The 25,328-nt window shown below is 68.6% G+C and carries 24 protein-coding genes and 9 pseudogenes; 12 read left to right on the forward strand and 21 right to left on the reverse strand.

What is annotated here, in order from left to right; all coding sequences use genetic code 11:
- Positions 1 to 89 precede the first annotated feature (89 nt).
- Positions 90 to 602: pseudogene (locus ACFYOB_RS39015) on the reverse strand (reverse transcriptase domain-containing protein); the annotation flags it as partial.
- A 556-nt stretch (positions 603 to 1,158) separates the two neighbouring features.
- Between ACFYOB_RS39015 and ACFYOB_RS39020 the strand changes: the two are divergent.
- A pseudogene (locus ACFYOB_RS39020) lies at positions 1,159 to 1,497 on the forward strand (transposase); the annotation flags it as partial.
- A 119-nt stretch (positions 1,498 to 1,616) separates the two neighbouring features.
- Here ACFYOB_RS39020 and ACFYOB_RS39025 read toward each other — a convergent pair.
- The 4 genes and pseudogenes from ACFYOB_RS39025 to ACFYOB_RS39040 all read right to left on the reverse strand — a co-directional run.
- Positions 1,617 to 2,129, reverse strand: a pseudogene (locus ACFYOB_RS39025) (S1 RNA-binding domain-containing protein); the annotation flags it as partial.
- Positions 2,130 to 2,132: 3 nt separating this feature from the next.
- Positions 2,133 to 2,477 carry a hypothetical protein gene (locus ACFYOB_RS39030; protein WP_388569154.1) on the reverse strand — a complete coding sequence of 115 codons (345 nt, stop codon included), beginning with the start codon at positions 2,475 to 2,477 and terminating at the stop codon, positions 2,133 to 2,135.
- An 84-nt stretch (positions 2,478 to 2,561) separates the two neighbouring features.
- The gene (locus tag ACFYOB_RS39035) at positions 2,562 to 2,936 is read right to left on the reverse strand and encodes a hypothetical protein (RefSeq protein WP_388569156.1); all 375 of its coding nucleotides are present in this window, start codon (positions 2,934 to 2,936) and stop codon (positions 2,562 to 2,564) included.
- Positions 2,933 to 3,193 carry a hypothetical protein gene (locus ACFYOB_RS39040; RefSeq protein WP_388569158.1) on the reverse strand — a complete coding sequence of 87 codons (261 nt, stop codon included), beginning with the start codon at positions 3,191 to 3,193 and terminating at the stop codon, positions 2,933 to 2,935. Before ACFYOB_RS39040 ends, ACFYOB_RS39035 begins: the two co-directional genes overlap by 4 nt.
- A 559-nt stretch (positions 3,194 to 3,752) precedes the next feature.
- On the opposite strand from ACFYOB_RS39040, the gene ACFYOB_RS39045 reads away from it, so the two are divergent.
- Positions 3,753 to 4,730, forward strand: coding sequence for an L-threonylcarbamoyladenylate synthase (locus ACFYOB_RS39045; protein ID WP_388569161.1), 978 nt, complete (start codon positions 3,753 to 3,755; stop codon positions 4,728 to 4,730).
- A 19-nt stretch (positions 4,731 to 4,749) separates the two neighbouring features.
- Here ACFYOB_RS39045 and ACFYOB_RS39050 read toward each other — a convergent pair whose 3' ends face one another.
- The 4 genes from ACFYOB_RS39050 to ACFYOB_RS39065 all read right to left on the reverse strand — a co-directional run bounded on the left by ACFYOB_RS39050 (position 4,750) and on the right by ACFYOB_RS39065 (position 7,586).
- On the reverse strand, positions 4,750 to 5,391 hold the full coding sequence (locus ACFYOB_RS39050) for a carbonic anhydrase (RefSeq protein WP_388569164.1): 642 nt from the start codon (positions 5,389 to 5,391) through the stop codon (positions 4,750 to 4,752).
- A gap of 333 nt (positions 5,392 to 5,724) precedes the next feature.
- The gene (locus tag ACFYOB_RS39055; RefSeq protein WP_388569166.1) at positions 5,725 to 5,928 is read right to left on the reverse strand and encodes a hypothetical protein; all 204 of its coding nucleotides are present in this window, start codon (positions 5,926 to 5,928) and stop codon (positions 5,725 to 5,727) included.
- Between the two features lie 351 nt (positions 5,929 to 6,279).
- Positions 6,280 to 6,939 carry a YqjF family protein gene (locus ACFYOB_RS39060; RefSeq protein ID WP_388569168.1) on the reverse strand — a complete coding sequence of 220 codons (660 nt, stop codon included), beginning with the start codon at positions 6,937 to 6,939 and terminating at the stop codon, positions 6,280 to 6,282.
- A 314-nt stretch (positions 6,940 to 7,253) separates the two neighbouring features.
- The gene (locus tag ACFYOB_RS39065; RefSeq protein WP_388569170.1) at positions 7,254 to 7,586 is read right to left on the reverse strand and encodes an STAS domain-containing protein; all 333 of its coding nucleotides are present in this window, start codon (positions 7,584 to 7,586) and stop codon (positions 7,254 to 7,256) included.
- Between the two features lie 426 nt (positions 7,587 to 8,012).
- On the opposite strand from ACFYOB_RS39065, the gene ACFYOB_RS39070 reads away from it, so the two are divergent.
- Both ACFYOB_RS39070 and ACFYOB_RS39075 read left to right on the forward strand, forming a co-directional pair.
- Positions 8,013 to 8,429, forward strand: coding sequence for a CBS domain-containing protein (locus ACFYOB_RS39070; protein ID WP_388569173.1), 417 nt, complete (start codon positions 8,013 to 8,015; stop codon positions 8,427 to 8,429).
- Between the two features lie 611 nt (positions 8,430 to 9,040).
- Positions 9,041 to 9,474: pseudogene (locus tag ACFYOB_RS39075) on the forward strand (PP2C family protein-serine/threonine phosphatase).
- A gap of 163 nt (positions 9,475 to 9,637) precedes the next feature.
- Here the strand turns inward: ACFYOB_RS39075 and ACFYOB_RS39080 are convergent.
- Together ACFYOB_RS39080 and ACFYOB_RS39085 are read right to left on the reverse strand one after the other, a co-directional pair.
- Positions 9,638 to 10,123, reverse strand: a complete 486-nt coding sequence (locus tag ACFYOB_RS39080) for a DUF488 domain-containing protein (protein WP_388569176.1) — start codon at positions 10,121 to 10,123, stop codon at positions 9,638 to 9,640.
- 71 nt (positions 10,124 to 10,194) lie between these two features.
- Entirely contained in the window at positions 10,195 to 10,419 is a 225-nt protein-coding gene (locus ACFYOB_RS39085) for a DUF6480 family protein (protein ID WP_388569178.1), read from the reverse strand.
- A 796-nt stretch (positions 10,420 to 11,215) separates the two neighbouring features.
- On the opposite strand from ACFYOB_RS39085, the gene ACFYOB_RS39090 reads away from it, so the two are divergent.
- Positions 11,216 to 11,521, forward strand: a complete 306-nt coding sequence (locus tag ACFYOB_RS39090; RefSeq protein ID WP_388569181.1) for an isoamylase early set domain-containing protein — start codon at positions 11,216 to 11,218, stop codon at positions 11,519 to 11,521.
- 271 nt (positions 11,522 to 11,792) lie between these two features.
- On the opposite strand, the pseudogene istB reads toward ACFYOB_RS39090, so the two are convergent.
- Positions 11,793 to 12,561, reverse strand: a pseudogene (istB, locus tag ACFYOB_RS39095) (IS21-like element helper ATPase IstB).
- Positions 12,558 to 13,926 (reverse strand): annotated as a pseudogene (gene istA, locus ACFYOB_RS39100) (IS21 family transposase). Before istA ends, istB begins: the two co-directional pseudogenes overlap by 4 nt.
- 741 nt (positions 13,927 to 14,667) lie before the next feature.
- Between istA and ACFYOB_RS39105 the strand changes: the two are divergent.
- Positions 14,668 to 15,027, forward strand: coding sequence for a hypothetical protein (locus ACFYOB_RS39105; RefSeq protein ID WP_388569183.1), 360 nt, complete (start codon positions 14,668 to 14,670; stop codon positions 15,025 to 15,027).
- A gap of 76 nt (positions 15,028 to 15,103) precedes the next feature.
- Here ACFYOB_RS39105 and ACFYOB_RS39110 read toward each other — a convergent pair whose 3' ends face one another.
- Positions 15,104 to 15,457, reverse strand: a complete 354-nt coding sequence (locus ACFYOB_RS39110; protein WP_388569185.1) for a hypothetical protein — start codon at positions 15,455 to 15,457, stop codon at positions 15,104 to 15,106.
- Between the two features lie 258 nt (positions 15,458 to 15,715).
- Here ACFYOB_RS39110 and ACFYOB_RS39115 point away from each other — a divergent pair.
- A pseudogene (locus tag ACFYOB_RS39115) lies at positions 15,716 to 15,911 on the forward strand (ISL3 family transposase); the annotation flags it as partial.
- Positions 15,912 to 16,071: 160 nt separating this feature from the next.
- Here the strand turns inward: ACFYOB_RS39115 and ACFYOB_RS39120 are convergent.
- The 4 genes from ACFYOB_RS39120 to ACFYOB_RS39135 form a co-directional block, all read right to left on the reverse strand.
- The gene (locus ACFYOB_RS39120; protein WP_388569188.1) at positions 16,072 to 17,070 is read right to left on the reverse strand and encodes an endonuclease/exonuclease/phosphatase family protein; all 999 of its coding nucleotides are present in this window, start codon (positions 17,068 to 17,070) and stop codon (positions 16,072 to 16,074) included.
- Between the two features lie 512 nt (positions 17,071 to 17,582).
- The gene (locus ACFYOB_RS39125; RefSeq protein WP_388569191.1) at positions 17,583 to 18,374 is read right to left on the reverse strand and encodes a hypothetical protein; all 792 of its coding nucleotides are present in this window, start codon (positions 18,372 to 18,374) and stop codon (positions 17,583 to 17,585) included.
- A gap of 148 nt (positions 18,375 to 18,522) precedes the next feature.
- On the reverse strand, positions 18,523 to 19,374 hold the full coding sequence (locus ACFYOB_RS39130; protein WP_388569194.1) for an alpha/beta fold hydrolase: 852 nt from the start codon (positions 19,372 to 19,374) through the stop codon (positions 18,523 to 18,525).
- The gene (locus tag ACFYOB_RS39135) at positions 19,371 to 19,883 is read right to left on the reverse strand and encodes a MarR family winged helix-turn-helix transcriptional regulator (protein ID WP_388569197.1); all 513 of its coding nucleotides are present in this window, start codon (positions 19,881 to 19,883) and stop codon (positions 19,371 to 19,373) included. The genes ACFYOB_RS39130 and ACFYOB_RS39135 overlap by 4 nt, the downstream gene beginning before the upstream one ends.
- A gap of 188 nt (positions 19,884 to 20,071) precedes the next feature.
- Between ACFYOB_RS39135 and ACFYOB_RS39140 the strand changes: the two genes are divergently transcribed.
- From ACFYOB_RS39140 to ACFYOB_RS39150, 3 genes are all read left to right on the forward strand, one after another.
- Positions 20,072 to 20,365 (forward strand): hypothetical protein, encoded by a 294-nt coding sequence (locus ACFYOB_RS39140; protein WP_388569200.1) that lies wholly within the window; start codon positions 20,072 to 20,074, stop codon positions 20,363 to 20,365.
- A gap of 176 nt (positions 20,366 to 20,541) precedes the next feature.
- On the forward strand, positions 20,542 to 21,180 hold the full coding sequence (locus ACFYOB_RS39145; protein WP_387126804.1) for a ClpP family protease: 639 nt from the start codon (positions 20,542 to 20,544) through the stop codon (positions 21,178 to 21,180).
- Position 21,181: 1 nt separating this feature from the next.
- Positions 21,182 to 21,784 carry a ClpP family protease gene (locus tag ACFYOB_RS39150; protein WP_388569203.1) on the forward strand — a complete coding sequence of 201 codons (603 nt, stop codon included), beginning with the start codon at positions 21,182 to 21,184 and terminating at the stop codon, positions 21,782 to 21,784.
- A gap of 86 nt (positions 21,785 to 21,870) precedes the next feature.
- Here ACFYOB_RS39150 and ACFYOB_RS39155 read toward each other — a convergent pair whose 3' ends face one another.
- The 3 genes and pseudogenes from ACFYOB_RS39155 to ACFYOB_RS39165 all read right to left on the reverse strand — a co-directional run bounded on the left by ACFYOB_RS39155 (position 21,871) and on the right by ACFYOB_RS39165 (position 23,843).
- Entirely contained in the window at positions 21,871 to 22,311 is a 441-nt protein-coding gene (locus tag ACFYOB_RS39155; RefSeq protein WP_053690120.1) for a RodZ family helix-turn-helix domain-containing protein, read from the reverse strand.
- A 160-nt stretch (positions 22,312 to 22,471) separates the two neighbouring features.
- Positions 22,472 to 22,867, reverse strand: a pseudogene (locus ACFYOB_RS39160) (HNH endonuclease family protein); the annotation flags it as partial.
- Between the two features lie 778 nt (positions 22,868 to 23,645).
- Positions 23,646 to 23,843: a DUF1918 domain-containing protein gene (locus ACFYOB_RS39165; RefSeq protein ID WP_388569205.1), complete on the reverse strand. Its 198-nt coding sequence runs from the start codon at positions 23,841 to 23,843 to the stop codon at positions 23,646 to 23,648.
- 421 nt (positions 23,844 to 24,264) lie between these two features.
- Here ACFYOB_RS39165 and ACFYOB_RS39170 point away from each other — a divergent pair.
- A pseudogene (locus tag ACFYOB_RS39170) lies at positions 24,265 to 24,645 on the forward strand (transposase); the annotation flags it as partial.
- On the forward strand, positions 24,624 to 25,298 hold the full coding sequence (locus tag ACFYOB_RS39175) for an IS5 family transposase (protein ID WP_388569207.1): 675 nt from the start codon (positions 24,624 to 24,626) through the stop codon (positions 25,296 to 25,298). The pseudogene ACFYOB_RS39170 and the gene ACFYOB_RS39175, both read left to right, overlap by 22 nt.
- Positions 25,299 to 25,328 lie beyond the last annotated feature (30 nt).

The raw sequence follows: 25,328 nt of genomic DNA on the forward strand, positions 1-25,328 counted from the left end.
ACGACGCGACGACATCCACGAAGCCTTCCTCGGCCTCGCCACCTGCCTCATCACCCACCGACATGTCCAACGCCTTTGTTAGGACCTCTAAGAGCCGCGTGGTCGATACGGTCGAAGCACGCCTCGATGTCGGCGTCCAGCACCCATCGGTAACCCTGAGTGCCGAACAGATGAATCTCGGCAATAGCGTCATGCGCCCGCCGGTTGGGCCGGAACCCGTACGAGCACGGACGAAAGTCCGCCTCGAAAATGGGCTCTATGACCAGCTTCAGCGCGGCCTGGACCACCCGATCCGCAATGGTCGGGATCCCCAGACGGCGCAGTTTCCCGCCCGCCTTGGGGATCATCCGTTCACGCACCGGCATTGACCGAAAGACCCCTGCCATCAGCTGCGAACGGATCTGCTCCAAGTACGCTTCCGCCCCGAATGCCTGCACGTGGTCGGCACGAAGGCCGTCCACGCCCGCAGTTCGGGCTCCGGTGTTGCCTGCGACCCGCTCGAACGCCACCACAAGAGTGGCCGGGTCACACACGAAGTTGAACACATCATCGAACCGGAAGCCGTGATCGGCTACCGCCCAACGGTGCAGCTTGATCTGCATCTTCCGTACCCGTAGCTCGGCGTACTCAGCCACCGGCCACGTGACCGGGGCATTCACCCCGGTGCCTTCGGACATCGCAGTACCTCCCATGCAATCTCGCTGCCGCCCTTCGCCATGTGGCCGGCTCTCCCGGCCTCGGACTACTACGGCGGCTCCGCCCCTTGCCCAGCCTGTTCGGCAGACGATGTGCCCAGCCCGTCCCGACCGCGCTGGCAGCGCGGACGAGGGGCGAGACCGGGAAGGTTCCCGTGTTCACCAATCGATCGATCAACGGAGTAGGCGCCCGGCTATACCCCCGCGGCATCGCCACAGCTAACCCGCAGCACTTCGCTGTGGCCTCCCGGGCCGTCTAGCACAAACCACCCGGAAGTTCCCCGGCACCAACAACCACGGTGCGGGTGCGCGCCGCTACCAGCCCGGATCCGCCAGGTTCGAGCTGGTGGCACCTTAGGAGGCTTTCACACCGGTTCCTCGCGTATACCTCTCCGTCTCGCTCGCCGGACCCGCACCATCTGGCAGTGCGTGCTGCTACAAACCCGGTGAGCAGAGCCGTCTCATCCACCGGCCCCGCGCCCCTCTCCTGCTCAAGGGCGCACGCAAGAGCTTCTCCTGGAAGGACTACCGCGACCTTCTGGTGCGGGCGGGCACACATCCAGCTCGACGGCCCGATCGTGGTGGTCTGGGACAACCTCAACACCCACCTGGCCGCCGGGCTGAAACAGTACGAGGCCGAGCACGACTGGCTCACCACCGCCGGCTCCCGCCCTATGCACCCGACCTGAACCCCGTCCGAGACCGTCTGGTCACTCGTGCGCAGAGCGATGGCCAACACCCCCTTCGCCACACCCGACGACCTCGACCGCCACTCCGCCGCGAGTTACGCAGGATCCAATGGTGGCAGCAACGCGTCGTACGGCTGGGCAGCAGACATCGAACGCAACGCCCCCGAGGGCTCGACCCCGGTTGCGGAGGCTGCTCGACCAGTACCGCCTCACCAGTGGCCCATCAGTGGTGTAGCGATAGCGAGACTCTGCGCGGCGTGAAGTTGATGTCGGTGATCTCAACGACGACTTCGTCGCCGACCTGTGGGAGCGATGCGACGCGGCCGGTGTCACCCCATTTGAACTCGGACTCGTGCAGCAAGCCCTCGATGCCCTCATGTACTTGGACGAAGAGGCCGAAGGGGATGACCTTGGTCACGCGGCCGGGAAGGGCGCGGCCGAGGTGAGTACGGGCGAACCCCTTGAAGGGGTCGGACTGCAATGCCTTCATTGAGAGGGACATTCGGACCCGGTCCAAGTCGATGTCCAGGACCACCACCGTGACGTTCTGGCCCACCTCGACCACGTCCGTCAGGCGGTCGTAGCGCCGCCAGGACACTTCCGCCACGTTTACCAGGCCATCGACACACCCGCCGAGATCCACGAACGCGCCGAAATTGACCAGGGAAGACACCACACCCCTGCGGACCTGCCCTTTCTGTAAAGTCCGAAGGAAAGCTCGGCCGGCCTCGCTGGTCGTCCATGCCGTTCAACCTCTCGCACGCATCATCGTGGAGCCTTCTGCGTCCAGGACCCGCTGGCGCAATTCGGAGGCAGACGCGGGGGCGAGCCGGTAGATGCCCTGGAGGCTCACCGAACGGATGAGTCTGCCTCCCTCGAGGTACTTCAGCGTCCGCTCACCGCGGCGAGGGGTATAGGTCCGCTCCAGAAGATCCGGCAGCACGACTATGTCGAACGAGAGCGGGGAGCCTGGCGGGCCGGTCAGAACCTCCGTGACACAGCCGGCCTTCAACGGCCGCCGGTCCAGGAGCTTTGCGTAGTCGTCATCGTGGAGCACCGATCTCGCGTCCTCGCAGGGGATGATTCCGGACACACGGTGCAGTCCGCCTTCTCCGAAGGCGGCCAGGGCGGTTCGGGTGTCGCCTTCGGAGGGGCCCGCGCGCGGCGGCCGCGCTCCCTACTGGGGATTGAGCGGGTAGATACCCGTCCCCTCATACAGCTCGGGGGCCAATGACAGGACGGTAACGGGCTCGCCCGTCTTCGCCGCCTGCCAGGCGATGGCCGCGGGATGGGTGACAGCCCAGTCTGTGGCCGGCCACAAGGCGGCGTCCAGCGCGTGCGCGGCGGTGAACGCCACGCTCTCGGCGAAGCGCAGCCTCGCTGCGTGTGCGCCGGCTCCCGGTACCGAGCGTTCGGCAGCCAGGATCGACAGGGCCGGGATCAGGACGCGCCCGCCGCCGCGCGAAGACTCGATGTAGAGGCCGGTGAAGAACGCGTCCGCCTTGTACAAGGCAGCCAGGGCGGTGTGGTCGAAAACAGCGGTCAGGCTCACGCGGCGGCGCCGCCCTGGTGGGCGCGAACGCGCTCCCAGGCGGACTGTCCGGTGCGCCGCACTTCCTCGGTGTACTCCAGGCCGAGCTCGGCAGCCGCCTCCCGGGCGCGCTGCTCTTGCTCGGCAGAGGTCAGCCGGCTCGCGGCAAGCTCTTCCAAGAGCTCGGAAATAGTGGTTCCGCGTTCCTGCGCGAGAACGCGCAGCCGGTCGCGGACGGCCTCGGTCGTCTTGACGCTCGTCGCCTTGCTGCTGCCCATGATCTGATTCTACCGCCGGTAGAATCGCGGTGCCAGGCCCTCCGGTGGGCCAGCCCGCCAGGCGGGGGTGCTCCGTGAGCATGTCCGAGGCTGTTTGATGTTGATCGCAGCACTGGCCCGCCGCGCCCCAGACGGCCTGTGCGCCATCGAGAACCAGGCCGCTCGGCAATTCGGTGGAACAGTGCCTCGAAGCCTGTCCGCCCCGCCTGCTGGCACCGTATTGGCACCCACTCGATCCTCTCAGGGCGCTGATTGCCGAATGTCACCGTCGAACCGGCCGTCAGCAGCGATCAGGGGCTGCCGCCCTATTGCGTTTCGGCCGTACGCAACTTCGGCTTGGCCGCTCGCCGTCAGGCTTGCGTGCCCCAGCAGCCCGAGGCTGAACCAGCGGCTGCGGGCCGCCTCCTGGATAGGGGCTGCGGGCCGTCACCCTCGGCGTCGAGGCTGCCAAGGCTGCGGATGGATCGTCCGCCCGGGGCGGCATGATGAAGCTGCAAGGCGTGGTCCTCGTCATCCTGCGCGCACGGACACGAGGCGGAACGGTGAGAGGGGCACAAGCGTGACGGCAACGACCAGTGACATCGAGAAGGCGGTAGGGGTACTGCGCGCCGGGGGCCTGGTGGGTCTCCCGACCGAGACGGTCTACGGTCTGGGCGCCAACGCCGAGGACCCTGCGGCCGTCTCGCGGATCTTCCAGGCCAAGGGGCGCCCTCCCACCCACCCGCTGATCGTCCACCTCGCCAGCGCGGAGCACCTGGACGACTGGGTCGAGGAGGTACCCGCGACGGCGCGCCTGCTGGCGGAGCGTTTTTGGCCGGGGCCGCTGACGCTGGTCCTGCGGCGCGGGCGGCGGGTGCCTCTCGAAGCGACCGGTGGGCTGGAGACGGTGGCCGTGCGGGTGCCCGACCACCCCGTCGCCCTGGCGCTGCTGTCTGCCTTCGGCGGCGGCGTCACGGCACCCTCAGCCAACCTTTTCGGCTCGGTCAGCCCCACCACCGCAGCCCACGTCCGAGCGGAGCTCGGTGACGCAGTCGACTTCGTGCTGGACGGCGGGCCCTGTGAGGTCGGCGTCGAGTCGACCATCGTCGATGCCACGGGTGAGACCCCGACGATCCTGCGGCCCGGCGGGGTCACCCGCGAGGACCTCGAAGCCGTGCTCGGGCACCCGCTCGCCGTCCCTTCCGCAAGCGGCGTCCGGGTGCCGGGTCAGCACCCGTCGCACTACGCACCGCGGGCGCGTGTCGTCCTCGTCGAGCCGCAGCAGATCGTCGCCGAAGCCGAGCTCGCGCAAGAGCGGGGCCATCAGGTGGGCGTCTTCCTTCCCGCCTCCCTCGCCGGCGCTTCGACGAAGGCGCATGCCGTGGTGGCCCTCCCTGATTCGATGGACACGTACGCGTACGGGTTGTACGGGTTCCTGCGCGACCTCGACGAACAGGGCTGCGACCTCATCATCGCGTCCCTGCCCGTAGAGGAGGGGCTGGGGCTCGCGATCGCCAACCGGCTCCGCCGTGCCGCGGGCCCCCGACACTCCGCGTGAGCGGCCATGGCCGGGGCGGTCAGGGTGCGGCGGGGACCGCCGCATCGAGGCCGCGGGACGCGACGAGCTGCGCACTGCCGTCGGCCAGCCGGTAGGACAAGCCCACCACGCCAAGGCGGCCGGCGGCCACCCGCTCGGCCAGAACGCGGGAACGCTCCAGCAGCAGGTCCACCGTGTGCTCGATGTGCTCGGCCAGTATCTCTTCGGCCGTCTCGCGTCCGGCGGCACGGGCTGCCAGCACGCTCGGGGTCACCCGTTCGACAACGTCCCGGACGAAGCCGCCCGGCGTCTGCCCGTTCTCCAGGGCGGAACAGGCCGCGGCGACAGCGCCGCAGGAGTCGTGGCCGAGGACAACAACCAGCGGCGCGTCGAGGACACTCACGCCGAACTCGATGGACCCGAGCACTTCCGTGCCGGCGACATGCCCGGCAGTGCGCACCACGAAGAGATCGCCCAGGCCACGGTCGAAGATGATCTCAGCGGCCAGCCGGGAGTCGGAGCAGCCGAACAGAACTGCGAACGGCTGCTGGGACGGTGCGATCTCGGTGCGGCGGGCGGCGTCCTGGTTCGGATGCTCGGTGGCTCCGCAGACGAAGCGCTGGTTGCCGGCCATGAGCAGATCGAAGGCGTCGCGGGGCGTCGGGGTGTGGATCTCGGTCATGGCGGCAGCCTATGAGGCGACACCAGCCGTCGCACCGCCTGGTCCGCTGGCCGGCTCGCCTCCGTCATCAGGGCCGCCCCAGCGCGGAAGCCCAGGCGAAGGCCCGCAGCCTGCTGGAGCGCCACGGCGCCAACCAGCCCCGGACCTGCTCTACTCCGGTCGCTCCTGGACGGAGGTGCGGCCCGGCTTCCGGCGGGGCGCGCACCGATCACGCCGCTGCGCGGTCACGATGAGGCATGACGCGCCACCACCAGGAGTGGTATGAGACCGAGGTGCTGGGGCTGACTTCGCCAGCCTGGACCAGCCGTTGGACAGCGTTGCGAGCGGCGTCGTTCACGGTGTCCTCGACGGCGTGTCCCGGGCGGCGGTGAGGGTGTCCGCTTTCACGGTCCACCACGGGCCCTGGCTTTCGAGGGCGACGAACACGGCGTGCTGCGCTTGGGCCTGCCGGTACGCGGCGTCGAATCCGCCGAAGTCGCCGAAGCTGGTGACGTCGGGGACCAGGTGGGCGGGGCACGGGGTCGGCAGCGGCTCCATGAGGGCATCGTGCCAGCTGGACCGGTTCGGTCGGCGCAGGTGCCGCAGTTGCGCTTCGGGCTCTCCCACCGACAGCGGAGTCGGCTTGGGGCGGGGGCCAGGAGCTGATTCGGTGGTGTCTCACCTTCTGATCTTGGTCCTTCTCTGCACCAACTTCGGGTCAGGTCAGCTGAACGAATCGGTGGACGCGAGAGGACGTCAGCTGTTCGGGTTCGATGGTTGCCGAGTCCATCCGGTAGCGTCCGGCGCCGAGTTCGAGAGCGGTGCTGTCCGTGAGTGTCCCGACCTCGCGCCGAAGTAGGCGGCGTCGAAGATTCCGCTACACGACCGCCCCACCAAGAGGCGCGCCTGTTATGCCACGCGCCTGGGGAAACCGAGGCGTACCGGGCCGACACCGGGTGAGATGTGGACGAGGGGGGAATCGGCCGGCTCGGGCAGCGCTGCAGCAGACAGCAGGGACTCCTCCATGCGCACGACGGCTCCGGTGGAGAGCGGCCAGGGCTCGTGGACGACCGGGGTTCGCCAGAGCGCGCCTGCGGACACTGAGTACGCGTGGAAGCGGTCGGTCAGCCACGAGTCCAGCGGTCGGGGCGCTCGGATGCGCTCATGGGTGCGCACCTCGAGCTCGTAGCGTGGTCCTCGCCACCCCCGCCGACCCGCGTAGTGGCGCGTGCCGCCGTGCTCCTCCGCCACGAGGTGCCCCAGGGAGTACGGAATCCCCAGCAGCCGCGCGGTGAGCATGGCCGGGTGGGTGACCTCGAGGGCAAGGAACCACAGGCCGCTCGGTCCGCCGCGACGCCGTACGTAGGTGCGCAGGTTCGTCTCGGGGAAAGTCCCCCAGGGCATCGGCACTCCCAGGACCTGGGTGCGCGACATGAGGAAGGGTGTCATGCTCACCCAGGCCTGTCCTTCGAAGACATCGGCTTCGAGCTGGGGCGGTAGCAGGCCCTGGATGACGGCTGGGGGGTATGGCCAGTGCACGAACGCCTGCCGGGTCCAGTACACAGACATCAAGGGAACCCTCACACGCTGCACTGCATCCTCCAGCTGCCCTGACCATTCCTGGTCTGCAGCGCCTACCCGTCGGAGCATCGAGGATGCCGCGGGAGGGCGGCGCGCAGGACACAAGAGACCGCACCGCCCGCTCCTCCGGCTCAGGATCGGTACCAGAGGATCACCATGGTGGTGTGGAGCAAGAAGGCCGCCCCAACAGGTCGGTGATGCGAGTCGCAGAAGGGTGTACCAGCGGCTGTATGTGCCTGGCGAAGCGCAGGTCAAAGTTCTAGACGCCGGGGCCCCGCTGGTCCACCCGCTGCGCTATGTGGCTATGCATCCACTGTGACGATCGCTTGCACGCCCGCATATCTCAAGGTCCTCTGGACGTTGCGTCGTGCGCCCCGGACGCGAATAGGTCCACTCGCCGTCCGGCGGGCGGACCGCAGAAGGGCGTAAGCACAGATCAGGTCCAGGTGCTCGAGGCCGGACATGTCCCACACCCACTCGCCCGCCCGGGTCAGGCGTGGGTCGAGGAGCTGCTGTTCCAGCCGGAGAAGCTCTTGCGCGGTCAGCTGGCCGGTGAAGCAAAACACAGCACTGTCGTCGCACGCCGTGATGCTGAGCGGGGTAGGCGAGGCGGAGGAGGGGGCGTCTGCCGTCATGACGGGCTCCTTGATCAGCAAGTTGTCTTGATTGTCACCACCACCGGTCCGAACCGCAGGCGCAATGAGGCTCATCGTGCGACCCGGGGACATCGAAGAGCAGCGAGGGGGGATGGCTGATATGGACCGCCGATTGACAGACGGACCCCTTGCCGCAGGGGTTCCGTGTCGGGAGACCGTGAGCGGCCTGCCTTTCCCCCTCAGCACCGGTGATCCGGTGATCCGGTGACCCGGTGACCCGGTGACCCGGTGATCGAAGCCTTCCAGCGGGCGACAACGCAGCCGCGCCCGCGCATGCCGTTCAGGCGTGTGGGTGGACCCCCGGCGAGCGGCGTTATCCGCGTGTGCCGCCGCGGGCACTCATGTCCCCGGCGTGCCCCGATCAGCTGCGTACGCCCGTGGACACCGACGAAGGAGTGCTACCAGATGACGACGGCCCGCGAGATCATGACCGAAGGCGCCGAGTGCATCGGCGCCGAAGAGACGGTGCTCGACGCCGCGAAGAAGATGACGCAGATGGGAGTGGGTGCCCTGCCAATCTGCGGCACCGACGACAAACTCAAGGGCATGCTCACCGACCGCGACATCGTGGTGAAGGTCCTCGGTGCCGGCAGGGACCCTGCCGCTGTGAAGGCCGGGGAGCTCGCGCAAGGCGAGGCGGTCACCATCGGGGCGGACGACGACGCCGCGGAGATCCTGCGCACCATGACCGAACACAAGGTCCGCCGCCTGCCCGTCATCGACGGTCACCGCCTGGTCGGCATGGTCGCCCAGGCAGACGTCGCCCGCGCCCTGCCCGATCCCCAAGTCGGCGACCTGCTCCAAGCACTGTCCTCGGACTGAGCTGCCGTCTGCCGTGAGGCCCGGCCCTGGCGGCGAACCCCAGCCACCGCGGTACCCCTCAGTGGGCAGGAACGCGTCGAATATCGCTCCCACGTCCACGGCGGGCACCAAGGTGCTGTCACGGCCGCCGGCCCCTCTCCCACCCCGACGGCGTCGCCTATGCACGCTCGCGGGAGCGGGTCCACGAACGTGGGCCCGCTGTGCTGACTGTCACACTGGGCTCGGCTCACGCCCGGGCCTTGTCTCGCTCCTGCCGTCGCCGCGCGCATCCTCCCCGCCACCGCACCGTTATTCCCCACATGACAGCCACGCGAGACGAGAACCTCGGGAGTACCCCGGCAGGGCCTTTCACCGGAGGGCGTTGGCGCGCTCCACCGCCTGAAGGAGACCCGGGAGACGAACACCGTGATCCTCCACTACGGCCACACTCCGTCCGCCCTGGAAGTCGAGGCGGAGGCCAACCTGACGCATGACGAGCTGATCGCAGCCCTGCCCGCGGACCAGGCGCGGCTGGTCGTGCACGAGCTGTGCTTCGCCAGCCCAGACGGTGCACGTCGTAACACCAGTGGCTCCCCGAGCGGCTGCTCACCGCGGTCTTCGCCGACCTGGACTTGCAGACCGGGGAGCTCACCTGGGTCAACTGCGGCCACCCCCCGCCCCTCCTGATCCGCCGCCATCGCGTCGCCGCCGCCGCCCTCGAACGCGAGGGCTCCCCCTCGGTATCACCCCGCCCCACACCGAGCGCGTGCCGAGCGTCATCCAGCACGCTCAACTGGAACCGCAGGACCGCATCCTGATCCACACCGGCGGCGTCACCGACGCCCGCTCCGCCTCCGGCGAACTCTTCGGCGAACAGCGCCTGTTCGACACCGTCGTACGCGCCACCGCAGCGGGCGAAGCCGCACCCGAAGCCCTGCGCCGCCTCGTCCGCGCCATCCTCGACCACCACGAAAACCACCTCACCAACGACGCGACCATCCCCCTGGCCGAATGGCACCCAGCAGAGCGGCAGCCGCGCGAGACACACGCACCCACCGCGGCCTGAACCACCCGGGAAGCACGCGCATACTCAACGCCCTGACCGGGAGGCTCCGACCGTCCCGCGGTCCGCGTACGCCAAGGCGTTCGCCGTGCACAGCGGCTCCCGCTCCCGCCTCTTTGCCGCACACGCACCATCCCCTCCGGCACCGGACGGGCACGGACACGGATTACCCCGGGCGGATGTTCGTGACCAGCAGGCCGTGCTCGACACGCAGGCGCTCGGCCACGAGCGAGCGGTGGCATGCCTCCGGATCGCGTTCGACACAGAAGAGGGCGCTCACCGCACGGCTCGGAAGATCGGCCACGAGTGCGCCGAGATCAAAGCGGTCGAGGATCTCGCGGGTATAGCGCTCGACGTACTCGGGCGCCAGGACGATGCGGTTGCGCTTGCCCACGCCCTGGCGGTCGTCCTCGCGGTACTGGAGCTGACGCAGTTCCGTCGTCGGTGCCAGCTCCTTCATATGCCGGTAGCCGATGCCCGCCGCGGCGAGCGCGTGCTGGAGACGCGCCGAGTTGGCCCAAGAGTAGTCGGAGCCGCGAACGCCGCGGCGCTGACGGAGATCGAGCAGCAGCCCCACTCCCCCACCGGCGAGCGTCTCGAGGAAGGCGTCGGCCGTGAATCCGTAGACGCCGATCGTCGCTATGCGTCTCATCGGACCTGCTCCTCACCACAGGGGCGCAGCGACCGTGGGGCTCTGAGTCGTCTCGTCGGCCCGGCCCCGCGTCAGACGTTCAGCATGACGGCGTAGGCCAGGAAGAAGAGGGCGCAGGCCAAGGCCACCAGGCAGATCACCAGGAGCGGGCCCTTGGCCCAGCCGCGTGTGAGAGGACGGTACGGACCCGCGCCGGAGCCGGTACTCGACTCACCGGGCGGCGTCTCGCCGGGCGGCACTCCTTGATTGGGTCGGGACGTGTTGCGCGGCTCTGGGTCTGGAATGCGTGCGGACATGTCTGCCTCCTCGCCCGCCGTGCCGGCAGGTCGGCCGGCGTGTCCGGCGCCTACCCACCGTGTCGCCCGTTACCCGAGTACGCCACCGGCCGGTGGGACAAGCGGGAGAGGGAGGCATCGTCGACCGTATGGAGGCGCAGACCGAACGGTTCGCTCCCGGGTCCGCGGGGACCTCCCGCGCCCATCGCGTCCCGCTACCGGCCATAAGCCCACCACTGCTCACCGGACACCTCCTACGGCGGCAGACCCGGGCCAGAGGCGAACGCTGCCCCTTCGCGAAAGCGCGCAGGGCAGGCGCCCAGGACAGGGCGGTCCGTATAGCGGAGCGAAATTGCTGGTAAACGCGCCCGAAGGGGCCCCGGCGATTTCAATCCGCAGGGCGCGCCGGGGACCAGAAGGCGGCGCGGGGCACCGTGCGGGAACCCTGGCCACGCGCCACGCCCCAGAAGGAGAGGCCTGTGGACGAGACCCTCGGCACGGCATCGCGCCGGTGGCGCGACCGGCTTTCTGCCGAGGACCAGGTCACCGGCTGGGTGAAGCAGTGGATCGACGGCTGGACCGTCTCGCGCGGCGCATGTTCTTCCCGGATGCCGCTCCGGCCCCAGCGTGCCCTTCAGCTAACGTGCTCACCCCCGGCCGCCGTCCGCGTCACTCAGGCCGCCGGGGGTCGATGGCGAACAGGTCCGCGGTGCCGGTCACCTCCAGCAGGCGCATGAACTGGTGCGCGGGCGCAGCGAGGTGGAAGGTGACAGTCAGTCTCGGCGGCGGTATGCAGGAGCCCGTCCCCCCTTCTTTCGTGGTTGGAGCGCTCATTGTTGAACGCAAGCAGGTCAAGGGCCGTACCCAGGTCACCTTCATCCTTCCCGACCACACCCCCGCCGGCCCCGTCAGCGTGGTCGGCGACTTCAACCACTGGAACCCCGCAGCCCACCCCCTCAAGCCCGGCGGCGACGGCACCCGCACCGCAACCGTGACCCTCCCCGCCCACAGCGCACACTCCTTCCGCTACCTCGCCGCCGGCGACTACTGGTTCGACGACGAGACCGCAGACAGCCGCCTCCAACGTCCTGTTCGTCGGACCTCCCGGCGTCGGCAACTCTGAGCGGGACGCCACCGCACGGCTGGATGCATGCCGTCTTCGGGGGCGGGCCATACGGAGATGACGTCGGCCGCTGTGTCCCCGGCCCTCCGGCGCCCGAGAGCATCACCGTGCCGCTGCCGGAGGGCCGCGAGCACGTGTATCGGCTGTGGACGATTGGCTCGTGGTCGGCGCCCGACGATCCCGTGGCCGTCTATAACGACATCGGTCCTACGCCCGAACCTCCGCTGTCGGAGTTGGAGATGTCGTGGGTCAACCGTCGCAGCACCGGCTGCTAGGCCACGTCTGTGTCCCGCTCGATTGCCTTGAGGCGGTTCTTCAGCCGGTAGCTTGGGCCGTTGATGGAGATCACGTCGCAGTGATGCAGGAGGCGGTCGAGGATAGCGGTGGCGAGGACTTCATCGCCGAACATCTGTCCCCATTCGCTGAAGTCTTGTTTGAGGTCAGGATAATCGAGCCCTTTTCGTACCGTTTTGAGATGACCTGGAAGACCAGGTTGGCTTCTCCGCGCTCGAGGATCTCGTAGCCCACCTCGTCGACCACGAGGACGCCCGGCCGCAGGTAAGTACCCAGCTTGTTGGCCAGGCGGCCCGCTGCTTCAGCGGCTTTGAGGTTGCGGACCATGTCGTCGAGGCTGGTGAAGTAGACCGAGTACCGGGCCCGGCAGGCCGCGACCGCGAGAGCGACGGCGATGTGCGTCTTCCCGACCCCCGGCGGACCCAGGAGAGCGCGTTCGCCTTCGTCTCGACGAACGAGAGGGTGGCGAGGTCCTTGACCTTGCGCGGGTCGAGGTCGGGCTGGAAGGAGAAGTCGTACTCATCGAGCGTCTTGTGGTGCGGCAGTCGGGAGAGTCTCAGGCCCTGGCGGAAGCGGCGGTCGTCGCGGACGGCCAGTTCTTCGGAGAGGACCAGGTCGAGGAAGTCGAGGTAGCCCATCTTCGCCTCGTCGGCCCGGCGGGTGAACTCGTTGATGGTTTCCGCGAGGTGGGGCAGGCCGAGCTTGCCGGCCGTGGTGCGGATGCGGTTGCCGGTGAGCTCGCTCAAGACGATTCCTTCGTCGCTCGATGGGTTGTGAAGGGGCGGGTTCCGGTCAGCTCGTCATACACCGACAACGGTCGGCGCCCGACCTCGATCCGGGTGGCTGCGGCCCTGTTCAGCAAGGCCTGCAACGGGCCGGTCTCCTCGCCCCGCGGCCGCTCCTGACGAGGTTGGATCGGGATATCGCCGGTGGTGGTACAGCGGTTCTTGCCGGTGGGCAACCCGTCGCAGTGCGATTCGTCGATGACCGCCAGCATCGGCGAGAGTTGCATGCAGCATGACCTGGGATTTCGTGGCCCGGATCTCGACCAGCTGGCGGGGACGGACTCGGCGGGCCGGGACGGAGTAGAGGTTGCCGTCGAAGGCGACCAGGCAGTCCTTGCCGACGTCCCGCAGTTGCCGTTCGGCCGCCAGATACGGAGTTGGGGGAAGCGGTTTGAGAGCCGCATGGTCTCTCGCCGCCCGCTCCGCGATGACCTCTCGGTGGGTCTTGTGGATCTGGGCCCGCCGCACGGGCACCCAGGCCGTGAACGCTGGCGTCCATCTCGTCAACGGAGGAGAACGCCCGGCCGGACAGAACGTGGTCGCGGACGATCAGGACCTGCCGCTCGACCCGGCCCTTGCCTTGCGGCCGGTAGGCGGCCAGGACGTCGATGTCGAAGTCGTAGTGGCCGGCGAGGCCGACCGCTTCCGGATGCGGCGGGACCGCCTCACCAGGGGCAACGTGGCGGCGGACCACAGTCTTGGGCCGGTCGTAGACGATCGTCATCGGCGCCCCGCCGAAGTGGGCGAACGCCCGGCGGTGGCAGTCGAAGAACGTCTGCAGGTCCTGACTGGTGGTGAAGCAGCAGAACGGGTCACGCGAGTACGACAGCGTCATGTGGAAGGAATAGACCTTCGCGATGCCCATGTGAGCGAGGATCTTTCCCTCGTCACCCCAGTCAACCTGGGCCTGGGCGCCCGGGATTACCTCGAACCGGCGGTGCATCCCCGCCAGTTCCTTGGGCGTGATCCCGAGCTCCTCGGCAATCCTGGGCCGGCCCGTCTGAACGTAGAGCTTGACCCGCTGATAGTTCCCGGTGAAGCCGTACTCCTGGGTCAGACGCTCATGAATGACCGCGGCCTTCATCAGGACCTCGGCCCGGAGCATCGAGTCGATCAGCGGTCCGAACTCGTCGATCACCCTGGCCTGCGACCGCCCACTCGGCGACCTCCGCGGAGGCGTCGCCGGCCCCGGCGCCGACAGGTATTTCGGACCGTCTTGCGGTCAAGCCCGGTCTCCCTGGCGATCTGCGACAAGCTCATCGCCCCGGACTCCAGCAAGCCACGAAAGCGCCGAAGCTCCAGCCAACGCTGCGGATCCAAGACCACTGCCAGCCCCTTCCGCCGCCCGTATCGACCAAGCAGCAGAGTGCCGAGCAGCGGACCCGCCCACGATAAAGACCCACGACCCGCCCCACACCGCCCGGAACCACCCACACAGACCCCAATACCGCTCGCGACGGGCCCGGCGCGGTAAGCGCAGGGTCGCAGGCAGCAGGCCTGCCACTGCGGGGCACCGAGCACCGGTCCGGGCCCTGCATCAAGGCGGGCCGGCTCCCACCCGTCGCACCCCATGTCGGGGGGGGGGGGGGGGGGGGGGGGGCCCCCGGCCCCCCGCACACCCACGGCGCAGACAGAAACAAACCCCAACCACACCCCAACCCCCGAGCCGGGGGGGGGGGCCGGGCGCGGGGGGGGGGGCGGCGGCGCGGGGGGCCCCGCCCCCCCGCCCCCCCCCCGGGGGGGGGGGGGCGGCCGCCCCCCCCCCCCCCCCCGACACATGCCCTCACGTTCGCCTGCAGCTACCTCATCAAGGTCACCGCCAGAGTCCGCTGCGGTGCCGTTGTCGAAGGGGCCGACGTCCGGTGTCGTTGTCGAAGGGGCCGACGTCCCAAGTGCCCATGGTCACTCCTGATCACGATGTTGACCGGGAGATCCTGACAGAGGCCACTGACAGAAGCCGTGCAGTCCAGAGCGGGGTTTCAGCCGCATATGACTGGTCGAGACACATGTCACCTGGCCTCGATATCCGTCAATCGCGTCAGCTCGGCGGGCTGCCATCATGCTCAGATGGCCCACGACATAGTGTTCTTCCTCGCCGCCGACGACGAGACCGCTGCTGCCACGCGCCTGCGGGGACCTGGTGAGGCCTTTGAATCAGTGACCTGCCGTTTCATTGACCCGGACAGTGCCATCGCCGAATGGGACATGTACTTCGAGGAGCCTTCAGCCGATGCCCCGCCGGTTGAGCAGATCTATGCGTGGCGGCCGTGGCCGGAGTGGGTCACTGCACCCTTGAACGACGGCGTTGAGGTGTTCGCTCTGCCGCAGCGGTTGACCCGGGCACTGGCCAACACGACCTCCGCCGAACTGGAAGAGCTGGCAGGCCGCTGGACCACGCGGCTCCGGTCCGAGGACGGGACGACATGACCGACGATGATCTACTGGCGGTCCTGCAAGGAGTTGCCCGGCTTGCGGTGTCTGCGGTGGACACGGGTGGTGGCCTCTACAGCTGGAGCTTCTGAGCGTTCCTGCGCGGGGGGCGCTCGTTCTGGACACCGCTGCATGCCAGGAGCTCGGTCCCGGTGGCGTCGAAGTACAGGGTGAAGAACCAAGTTCGGTCCGCTGCAACGATGTTGCCGGTACGCAGTTGCTCGTCGCGGTGCCGAGCGCGGAGGTTCTCAACGGTCTCGTCGAGGCCGAGGGTCGTCAGGCCGATCTTCAACGACCATCTCAGCCTTGACGCAGCGATGCCGAAGACCATCCACTGTGGCGGCCGTCCGTCGAAGAGCATTACCTCGCCGCCGACGGCGATGGCGTCGCGTGCTGCTTTGCAGGCACTGGTCTGGTCTTTGAGCATCACGGTGATGTCGGGCTGACTTGGGCTCTCGTCTCGGTGGCCATGCGGCGACTGTAGAAACCGAATGCGGGCGTTGCTACAGGATTTGGTGTGACCTGCGCAAGGCTAAGAGACAGAGGCGGTCGTGACAGGTATTGATCAGAAATTCAAAGGGTTCTCGTCCAGGACGTAGCGGACGTGCGGGCCGCCGAAGTAGCCGCGCACGTTGTGTGGTGACGCTGGCGCCTGTGGAAGAACCTGCGGGTTTCCGCGGTGAGTATCGCCCAGGTCCGTACTGCCGACCTGCCGCACCTGCACGCCTTCACCCGCGGCCTCGAGCGAGACCGCCGCCGCGCTCATACTTCCGTACAGCAACGGCCCGACCGAGGGGATCAACACCAAGACCAAGCGGATGGCCCGCCAGATGCACGGACGAGCAGGCTTCACCCTGCTCTGCCACCGCATCCTCCTCTGACAACACCACCCGTCACCACCGAATGTGAGACAGAGCCGTTCGATTGACACACCCTGAGCGCCACGTAATTCCCCAGGCGGAGGCCCTTGTGGCGGAGCCTCCGCCTGGGGGCGTTGGAGGTGCCCCCTCCCGAAGGGTCCTACTCCTGTGTGGGTGTCACTCAACGCAGCCGGAGCACACCGCTGACGCCGGCGTGGTCGGAGGGCCACAGTCCTGACGGGGTTCGGTCGGCCTGCGCCTCGCCCACCAGGTTGGTCGACAGTGCGGTGGCCTTGCCGCGGAAGAGCACGTAGTCGATGCGCTGGGTGAGGTTGGAGGTGGGATTGCGCAGGTCGGGGGCCTGGCAGCAGGTGAAGCCGGGGTTGCGGTGGCGGGTGGCGATCCAGGCGTCAGTGAATCCGGCGGCCAGGAGGCGGTTGTAGCTCTGGGTGTTCGTCCCCGGTGTCGCGCCGACTCCGCCGGCCGCCGAGTTGAGGTCGCCGAGCAGCACGGTGGGGAGCGTGGTGTTTAGCGGGCCCGCGAGCAGTTCATCGGTCTGTGCTTCCTGGACGGTGGGGGCGGTGGGCTCGAGATGCGTGGTCACCACCCGGGTGGTGCGGCCTCGCAGCGTGGCGTCGGCCGCGCCCCAGCCGCGCTCGATCCGCAGGGGTGGGTTGGGCGGGCAGCCCAGCACGGGGCGGCAGATGGGCACGTGGTTCTGGAACCGGGCGGCCTGCGCGTTCGCCACGGAGAACTTGTGTGCGGGCAGGTCGGTGCGGGCCAGGAGTACGTCGCGGTCGGTGAGGCGGATGTCCTGCAGGCCGCTGGGTGTGGAGCGCGGGGCCTCGAAGTCGCTGCCGACGGTGACGCTGGCCACGGCCTTGTAGTGCTTGCCCCGGGCGGAGAGCTCGTCGAGAAGGATCTGCAGGAAGTCGTACTCCACGTGGGTGGCGCTGCCCGGCCCGGCCGGCGTCTGGCTGCGCCACAGAACGGCTTCCTGGAGGCCCACGAGGTGAGGGTCGGCTTCGGCGATCTCGTCGGCCAGAGCCTCGGCGCGCTCGGGGAAGTTCGTCGCCTGGACATTCGCCCACACCGCGGTCACCGCCGTGACGAGCCCTTGTGAGCTGGTCGCGGCGAGGACGGGCGCGAGGTCGGCGCCCAGGTAGAGGTTGCGGGTCATGACCCGCAAAGGGGGGCCCCCGCCCTCGGCGGCCGAAGCCGCGCCGAGTGACCCTGGTGCCAGGAGTACGAGCGCGCACAGGGTGGATGTGAACCAGCGACGAGTCATACGGGCAGCCCTTTCGGTTAAAACCGGACAATTGCCCGTATTCTCGCCGGAACCTTTGGCGTTCTGGGGGAGGCGGCGATCCAGCTGTAGGCCGGGCAGCCGAAGCGCGTCACAAGGACGGGCGTCTCCGACGGGCGGCTGGTGCCGACGGAGTCGACTACGGGATCCCCCTGGGGAAACGCGTGAACTTCTGGCTGGGAAATACCTGACCGTCCACACCAGAGCACTGGCAGCTCGATAGCCGATGCGGGCGGGACAGCCCGGTGGTAGTGCCCCCAGAGCGCTCTGGGCACCGGGCCTGCCCCGTACACCCATGCTGGCACGAGCTGCCCCGACCCTATCCGCAGCGGCCCCACCAGGAGCGGGTTCTCCCAGACAGGGGGTAAAAGAGCGCCTTGCCGAAGTCACCGGCGTTTGCCCAGCCAGCGGAGCAGGCCCTTGCGCCGCTGAGGAGGAACGGGCGGCGGAGGCCCGGCTGGCTTCGGAGGGATGAACACCTCGGCGGGTTCGACCGGTGCCTGTGCTGGTGGCGGGGACGGGTGCTGGGCCTGGGGCGGCACGGGCGGTGGCCCGTGGGTGGGTGCCGGAGTGAGGGGAGGGGGCGACGCAGGGACGGCCTTGATGACACGGTCGGTGTTGTCCGGGTAGGGCGTGGCTGGCCGTTTCGGTGGGGAGGGTGCGGCCGGCCGCGGCACCGGTGCCGGTTGCTTCGCCGCGGGCTTCTGGTTCTTGGCCGCTGCTCGCTGGCGGGCTGTGACAGGCGGCGGGCACGTCGGCGTGGTGGGGCGGCCGGTTGCTTCGTCGTCGTTCCAGTAGGCGATCTGCCAGTGCGCGTCCGCGAAGAGTCGGAGCTGCGCGTTGTGGCTGCGGGTGAGGACGGACCAGTCTCCGAGGGCCAGCACGCAGGTGCCGGGGGTGAGCGGGGTGATGAGGTTGTCGTACAGGGAGCGCAGGACGACGTGGAAGCGGCCCTGCTGGGCGGGGACGTCGGTGGCGAGGGTGACGTACTGGCGGCCTCCGTTGTCGGTACGGACCGCTTGGACGGTGCCGTGGACCGCGACGGGGTGGGAGGCGGGCGTCGCCCGCTGGTGATCGCGGGCGGCAACTTGGGGCGGACCGTGGTGATGTTCCGGGTGCAGACGACGTTGTCGGTTTCGGTGCCCGTCCGGGCCGGGTGCTCCGGAGAGGTCTGTCAAGCCAAGTCGAAGGCCAGGTCACCAGAGTCAAGCTGATCAAGCGAGCCGGATACGGCCGAGCCGAACTCGACCTCCTCCGAACCCGGATCCTCCTCAGAACCTGACCACCAGCCGATCACAAGATCAGCGACAGAGCCGGTGAACGTGCTCAGTTGAGGTCAGTCGTGGACACGAGGAAGGATTTGACCGCGAGGTTGAAGAGTGCCGTGCTCTCGAGGTTGACCATGTGGGCTGCCGAGGCGAACCGTTGGTGCCTCGCATCGGGAACGGTTTGGGCGATGGCCTGAGCGTTTGACGAGATGTCACTGCTGTCGAGTTCTCCGTCGAGAACCAGGGTGGGCACGCCGATGGCGGCCAGCCGTCCCGCTGCACCGGTTTCTCTCGGTATTCCGGCCCCGAGGCCGCGAGCATGCCGCACGACATTTGCGGACGCCGAAGAACGCATCCGCTCACGCAGTTTGCGGCTGACCTGGGACGGTTCACGGTACGGCCCGTCCACCCACATCCGGAGAAAGTGTTCCACGAACCGCTGCGCGCCGCCGTCCGGGTCGCCCATCGCGGCCATCTGCTGTGCGGTGTGGTGCGCGACGTAGGGGTCGACGAAGGGCCGGCCGCTCACCCCGGGCGAGGCAAGGACCAGTGCCGACACAGACTCCGGATGAACTATCGCCGTATCGACGGCGGTCCGCGCCCCGAGGGAAAGCCCTACGAGCGTGGCGCCCGGGACATCGAGGTGCGTGAGCAGAGCGTGTAGATCGTCGTGGTGGGCGTAGTCCCCAGCCACGGTGGAGGAACGCCCGTGGCCGCGGGCGTCATAGCGGATCACGCGGTATCCCAGGCCCGCGAGCCATGAGAACTGCTCGTTCCACATGTTCAGGTCGAGCATGCCGCCGTGGAGCAGTACGACGGTGGGTCCTTCGCCGGCCGACTCGTAGAAGAGCTCGCCCGCCTCGACGGGTACGGTGGCGGCTGTGACCGGGTGTGTCCGCGCATGCGTCATCGTGGGTCGTCTCCTCGATCCGTGGGGTGTAGCGGGGCATCCTGTGCGAGGTCCCTGAACTCCTCTCCGAGGCGACGGAGTACGCGCAGAGCCGTCGTGACGTCACCGGAGGTGAGATCGGACAGCCGCCGCCACAGTTCGGTTTCCTCGGCTTCCTGGATGCTCCTGATGGTGGATTCCCCTTTCGGGGTGAGCCGGATCAGGCGCGAGCGCCGGTGCTCCGGGTTGGGCGCGCTCTCGGCCAGCCCCAGGGCTGTCGCATCGTTCACCAGACGCTGGACCGGCTGGCGGTCCAGGCCCAGCAGGCGGGCCAGCTGAGGAACCGTGCGGGGGCCGCCCCTGCGCAGTTCGTCCATCACCGCATGCTGACCAGCCGTCATCCCCGTGCCCAACAGCTCCCGCTGCACGGCACGAACGACCGTGCGGTGCAGCGGCCACAGACTGCGGATCACTTCGTACAGCAGCGGCCCCGACGGGGGTTCATGCTTCGCACGCTCATCGACACTCACAATGTCATCATGACACCTTGAGTGTCTATATCGCCACTGGTTCAAGCCGTAGAGCCTGCGCACCACCCCACGTACGCGACTGGACATAGTGAGTCGTACGCCGACACGCCTTGCCGGGCTGCCCCACAGGCCGCAGCCGCCATCGCGTCCTCGACGGCGGGCAGCGTCATGAGGACGACGGAACCGCCGTGGACAAGCTCCGCAACGAAACGCTGCGCGGGCATCCCACGCTGTGGATCTGTCGGCACGGAGCGCTGCGCGCCGAACTCCCGGCAGGTGTCGCCCGCCTGCACCTGCCGGCCCGGTCGACCCGATCCACCATCCGGTTCTCGCTGGCCCAGGTCACCGATACGGCAGTGATCACCCACGGCCAGGCGGTCTCTCTCGAAGCACGCGAAGACACCGTGAACCGGGTTCGGCGACGGATCACGGAAGAGAAGCGCTGGGCCGCGCTCCCCTACCCGCCGTTGATCCGGTGCTGAAGACGTGACAGACCGTTCGACTCCAGCGTGGGTAAGGAGCTGATCAGGTTCGACTACGAGTGCCGTGACGTCGTGTCCGCCCGTGGCGGATCTGCCGGGGGCAGAGGAACGGCGTCCGGGGGGTTCCCGAGGTCAAGAGTGGAGTCGACGGCACCCCGCCTCGACAAGGAGAAGAAATGACTCCCCTCACCATGCTCGCGCCCCGCGCGGAGGAGGGCGACACACCGCCCGGCCACTTCGACGACCACCTCGCGGCAAGGCTGCTCGACCAGCGGATCGTCCTCCTCGGCACCCAGGTCGACGAGGTGTCGGCCAACCGGGTGTGCGCGCAGCTGCTGCTGCTGTCGGCGCAGGACCCGCGCTCCGACATCAGCCTGTACGTCAACAGCCCCGGCGGGTCGGTCACCGCGGGTCTCGCCATCTACGACACGATGCGGCTCATCCCGAACGACGTCTCGACGCTGGCGATGGGCTTCGCCGCCAGCATGGGCCAGTTCCTGCTCACCGTGGGGACGCCCGGCAAGCGGTTCGCGCTGCCGAACGCGCGGATCATGATGCACCAGCCCTCGGCGGGAATCGGCGGCACCGCCGCGGACATCGAGATCCAGGCGGAGAACCTCCAGTTCACCAAGAAGGCCGTCGAGCGGATCACCGCCCAGCACACCGGGCAGAGCGAGGAGACGATCGCGCGGGACGGCGACCGGGACCGCTGGTTCACGGCCGAACAGGCCAGAGAGTACGGGATGGTGGACCGGGTGGTGGAGTCGCTCGCCGACATCCGCCCGGCCACGCCGCGCCGACGGACGGGGCTGTGACATGGGGTCGTACACGGTTCCCTACGTGATCGAGCGGACCGCACAGGGCGAACGGTCCTACGACGTCTTCAGCCGGCTGCTGAACGAGCGGATCATCTTCCTCGGCACCGAGATGGACGACGGGGTCGCCAACGTGGTCATCGCGCAGCTCCTTCACCTGGAGTCGGCGAGCCCGGAGCAGGAGATCTCGATCTATCTCAACTCGCCCGGCGGATCGTTCACTTCGCTGATGGCGATCTACGACACGATGACGTTCGTGCAGGCGCCGATCTCCACCTTCTGCGTCGGTCAGGCGGCGTCGACGGCGGCGGTGCTGCTGGCGGGCGGAGATCCCGGGCGCCGGTTCGTGCTCCGGCACGCGCGGGTGCTGCTCGGCCAGCCGGCCAGCGGCGGCCGACAGGGGACGGTCTCCGACCTCAGCCTCGCGGCCAAGGAGATGGTCCGCATCCGCTCGCAGGTGGAGGAGGTCCTGTCCCGGCACACACACCACGACGTGGCGACGCTGCGCGCGGACATGGACCGGGAGAAGGTGTTCACCGCCGAGGAGGCCGTGGCCTACGGGCTCGCCGACGAGGTGCTGAGCCGACGGTTCGCGTTCGTCTGAGCCCGCGCGGCCGTGGCCGAGGGCCAGCGAGCCGGCCGGTACGGCGGGGGCGCGCCCCGTCGTACCGGCCCGTGGGCCCGGTCCGTTCAGGCGGCGAGGCAGAAGCCGTCGTACTGCGCCGTGGGCGACGTGGGTGACGTGCGGCCCCGGACCACCCGGCTCCGGGCGTGCCGGGCCAGCTCGTCACCGGCGAGCAGCAGCAGGTCGGCGAGGCCGAGCCCGAGGGCCTGGGCGGCGGCCGCGAGCACCTCGGAGGATGCCTCCTTGCGTCCGCGCTCCACCTCCGACAGGTACGGCATCGAGATCCGGGCCGCCTCCGAGACGTCCTTCAGCGTGCGCTCCTGGGCGAGCCGCTCGCGCCGCAGCACGTCGCCGACGAGGTCACGCCACAGAGGCTCCCTCGGCGCGCGTGGCTGTGGACCCCCCACGGGTCGCCGCGGGGCGCCGGCCGCCCCGCCGGAACCAGGCGACGGGGCCTGCGGGCGCAGGGAGATGACGCGGGACTCGTTCGGCGCATGAGTGCTCACCCCCTCACCCTAAGGATCCGGAGCGCGGGGGGAAGGGAGTGGCCTTCTGCCCTGGGTGAAGCCGCGCCGGTGCCTGGGGCGACGCGGGTCCGGACGCTAGAGCGTCCGCAATGTCGGTCGGTCGTTGCTCCGTGCGTGGTGCGACGTCGTCTGCGCCGCCCTACGGGGCCGGGGTGAACTCCACGTCGGTGCCACCGCAGCCCGCCGCGATGTCCAGCAGCCGATCCCGCTCCAGCTCGTCGACCGCCAGGCCCCACCGGAGCTTGGTCGCGGTCCACTCCGCGCCGTACCGGCACAGCGCGTCTTCCGACGGCGGCAGCCACCGGGCCGGATCCTGATCCGCCTTCTGCCGGTTCGAGCGGGCGGTGACCGCGACCAGGGAAGCCTCCTGCCCGAGGTCGTTCGCGAACGCCTCACGCCGCGCCGCACTCCAGTTCGAGGCCGCAGAGTCCCAGGCCTCGGCCAGGGGCACCATGTGGTCGATGTTCAGGGCCCCGGCCAGCGTCACCTCACGCTCGTCGTAGTAGCTCCACCACAGGCCCCCGGTCAGGGTGCAGATGCAAGGGTCATCACGGGTCTGCGGAACTGGATGCGCGGCTACCAGGACTGGGTCGAAAACGACACCCAACGCTACGCCGACGCCTACATCGACCGGGACGCCAACGACACCCACGTGCTCAGCTAGGGGCTGAGCCGATTGCCTGGCTGTCTCGTGCCCGGAGGTCATTCCGGGCACGAGGCGTGACCACAACTCACAGTGACCGGTTCGGCCTCCGCCAACTACCGGTCGTCGCCACAATATTCCGTCCCGTTTCCAGGAGGCGAGAGATCGCCGGCCCGCATCCGCAGTCCCACGGCGTACAGCACGGATGGGAGTTCCGGGACGCCTACGGCTATCCCCCGTTCCAGGATGCGGAGCGGGGGCGGAAGTTCGGAGCGCGTTCTTGCACGGGCGGCCGTGGACGGGCACCGAGCGTGCGGTGGCGCTGTTCAACCAGGCGGCGGGCTAGTTCCCTGAGCCAGTTTTGGGCTCCAGCAGATCCGGCGGAACCAGTTTTTACATTTTCACTCTCTGCGCTACATGGGACGCCACGCAGTCGCGTGGTCGTGGCGTATACGGCGTCGGTGATGACCCGCCCAGGGCGGCCGGTGTCCAATCACGGTGAAGAGCGTTCTTGGCCGCCGTTACTACGGCGGCCAAGGATCACGCGAAGGCCGTCGTCACAACCACGGAACTGCGTAACGGGCGGTCACGTCCGAGGAGCCGTTCGATCAGACCGCCACCCGAGTTGCCCGGGAGCCGCAGGTTCCAGCCGGGCCAAGCCGACTACTCGTCACTCCTCACCAGACGTGAAATGGCGGACGACGGTGTCTGGGCCTGGAGACATCACGGTCTCGTGCCCGTCCTCGAAACGGACCCGATAGGGCGGGGAGCCGTTCTCGCCGAGCACCTCGATGACCTCTGCCGTCCGGTCCTGCTGCCCCACGATCCGGCCATGGACAAGGAGCCTGTCCCCTACGATGGCCCGCATTCGGCTGTCCCTTCCTCTGGACCGGCTGCTGACGCCGATAGTCACCGGGCACCGTTGTACAGCAGAAGATCCGCAGGTTCCCCTAACCGCTGATCGTGTCGGTGACCGTGAAAAACCGTTCACGGCATGTTCGAGCCGCGGGTCAAAAATAAGCGGAATCGTCCGTCCCCCTGGCGGTGGTCTCGATCCGCAGCACGGCGCCGGACTCCGAGACCACACCCCGCAGCCATTGCCTTCGACATGGATACGCGGGTATAGCCCGCTGCGCTTGTTCACCTAACTTGATCTTTAACGTCCGAGGTCGAAACGATGCCTCGTACTTGATCACTCGGTTCGGTAACCGCCGTACGCGGAAGCGGCCTTCGTCTGGATCATGTGCTCCGACCAAGGAAACACTCACATCCAGGGCGAAGGCCGTGGGATGAGTCTGCCGCATGAAGGTGTCCGGCAAGGTGCATTGGCGGAACTGTCACGCTTCCGGAGTGAGTTCTACTCCTGCCTGACCGCTCGTTCGGACGCGTTGTTCGAGCTGACCGACGCGGTCTTGTGCGGTGACGGGCCGGTGAGGGCGCTGGCCGAACTGTCGCTGGTGGGCGAGTCCCGCCGCGGCCGTGGCGGGCTCTACGCTGCTGTGGCCCGCGGCCGGGTCGACATCTCCCGGCTGCGGCAGGCACTGGCGGCGGTGGCGCTGCCCCGGGCTGCCGACGGCCGACTGGTCCTGGCCGTCGATGTCACGTGCTGGCTGCGGCCCGACGCCCACACCTCACCCGAGCGGATCCTGTGCCGCGAAACGGCACCTGGCACCGGATCTTCAGCCGGCTCCAGTCCCTGGCTGATGCGAAGGGTGCGATCGCATGGGATCTGAGCGTCGATTCCACGGTGTGCCGCGCCCATCAGCACGCGGCTGGAGCCCGGAAGCAGGGTGACCTTCAGAGGGAACCACCGGGTGGTGTCTTAACCGAGCCCCGAGATCATGGACTGGGACGCTCGCGCGGCGGGTTCACCACCAAGGTGCACCTGGCCGTCGAGCAGGGCCAGAAGCCCATGTCGATCGTGGTAACAGCCGGGCAGCGCGGCGACTCGCCGCAGTTTGAACCCGTGCTGAGGAAGGTCCGCGTGCCCCGCATCGAGCCGGGCCGGCCGCGCGTCCGTCCCGATCGGGTGCGTGCTGATAAGGCGTACGCCTCCCGCAGGAACCGCGCTTACCTGCGTCGCCGGGGGATCCGCTGCACCCCCATCCCGGACAAGGTCGACCAGGCGCGACACCGCAAGCAGCGCCGCTCTCGCGGCGGCCGGCCGCCGAAGTTCGACCCAGTCGACTGCCGTGAGCGCCATGCGGTCGAGTGTGGGATCAACCGCCTCAAGAGGTACCGCGCCGTCGCCACGCGATACGACATGCCAGCGGTCCGCTATGAGGCGACCGTCCTCATAGCGGCCATCGGCGAATGGCTGTGACCAGCACACATCAAGCGCGTTCAAAACGAG

The organism is Streptomyces sp. NPDC006463, from assembly GCF_042870715.1.
In the GTDB taxonomy this organism is placed as follows: domain Bacteria; phylum Actinomycetota; class Actinomycetes; order Streptomycetales; family Streptomycetaceae; genus Streptomyces.

Coding starts and splice junctions, on each gene's coding strand:
- ACFYOB_RS39040 (WP_388569158.1), bottom strand. CDS start 3,193: ATGGGCAGCAGCAAGGCGACGAGCGTCAAGACGACCGAGGCCGTCCGC.
- ACFYOB_RS39050 (WP_388569164.1), bottom strand. CDS start 5,391: ATGACCGAGATCCACACCCCGACGCCCCGCGACGCCTTCGATCTGCTC.
- ACFYOB_RS39055 (WP_388569166.1), bottom strand. CDS start 5,928: ATGGAGCCGCTGCCGACCCCGTGCCCCGCCCACCTGGTCCCCGACGTC.
- ACFYOB_RS39060 (WP_388569168.1), bottom strand. CDS start 6,939: ATGTCTGTGTACTGGACCCGGCAGGCGTTCGTGCACTGGCCATACCCC.
- ACFYOB_RS39065 (WP_388569170.1), bottom strand. CDS start 7,586: ATGACGGCAGACGCCCCCTCCTCCGCCTCGCCTACCCCGCTCAGCATC.
- ACFYOB_RS39070 (WP_388569173.1), top strand. CDS start 8,013: ATGACGACGGCCCGCGAGATCATGACCGAAGGCGCCGAGTGCATCGGC.
- ACFYOB_RS39080 (WP_388569176.1), bottom strand. CDS start 10,123: ATGAGACGCATAGCGACGATCGGCGTCTACGGATTCACGGCCGACGCC.
- ACFYOB_RS39085 (WP_388569178.1), bottom strand. CDS start 10,419: ATGTCCGCACGCATTCCAGACCCAGAGCCGCGCAACACGTCCCGACCC.
- ACFYOB_RS39105 (WP_388569183.1), top strand. CDS start 14,668: ATGGCCCACGACATAGTGTTCTTCCTCGCCGCCGACGACGAGACCGCT.
- ACFYOB_RS39110 (WP_388569185.1), bottom strand. CDS start 15,457: ATGCTCAAAGACCAGACCAGTGCCTGCAAAGCAGCACGCGACGCCATC.
- ACFYOB_RS39120 (WP_388569188.1), bottom strand. CDS start 17,070: ATGACCCGCAACCTCTACCTGGGCGCCGACCTCGCGCCCGTCCTCGCC.
- ACFYOB_RS39130 (WP_388569194.1), bottom strand. CDS start 19,374: ATGACGCATGCGCGGACACACCCGGTCACAGCCGCCACCGTACCCGTC.
- ACFYOB_RS39145 (WP_387126804.1), top strand. CDS start 20,542: ATGACTCCCCTCACCATGCTCGCGCCCCGCGCGGAGGAGGGCGACACA.
- ACFYOB_RS39150 (WP_388569203.1), top strand. CDS start 21,182: ATGGGGTCGTACACGGTTCCCTACGTGATCGAGCGGACCGCACAGGGC.
- ACFYOB_RS39165 (WP_388569205.1), bottom strand. CDS start 23,843: ATGCGGGCCATCGTAGGGGACAGGCTCCTTGTCCATGGCCGGATCGTG.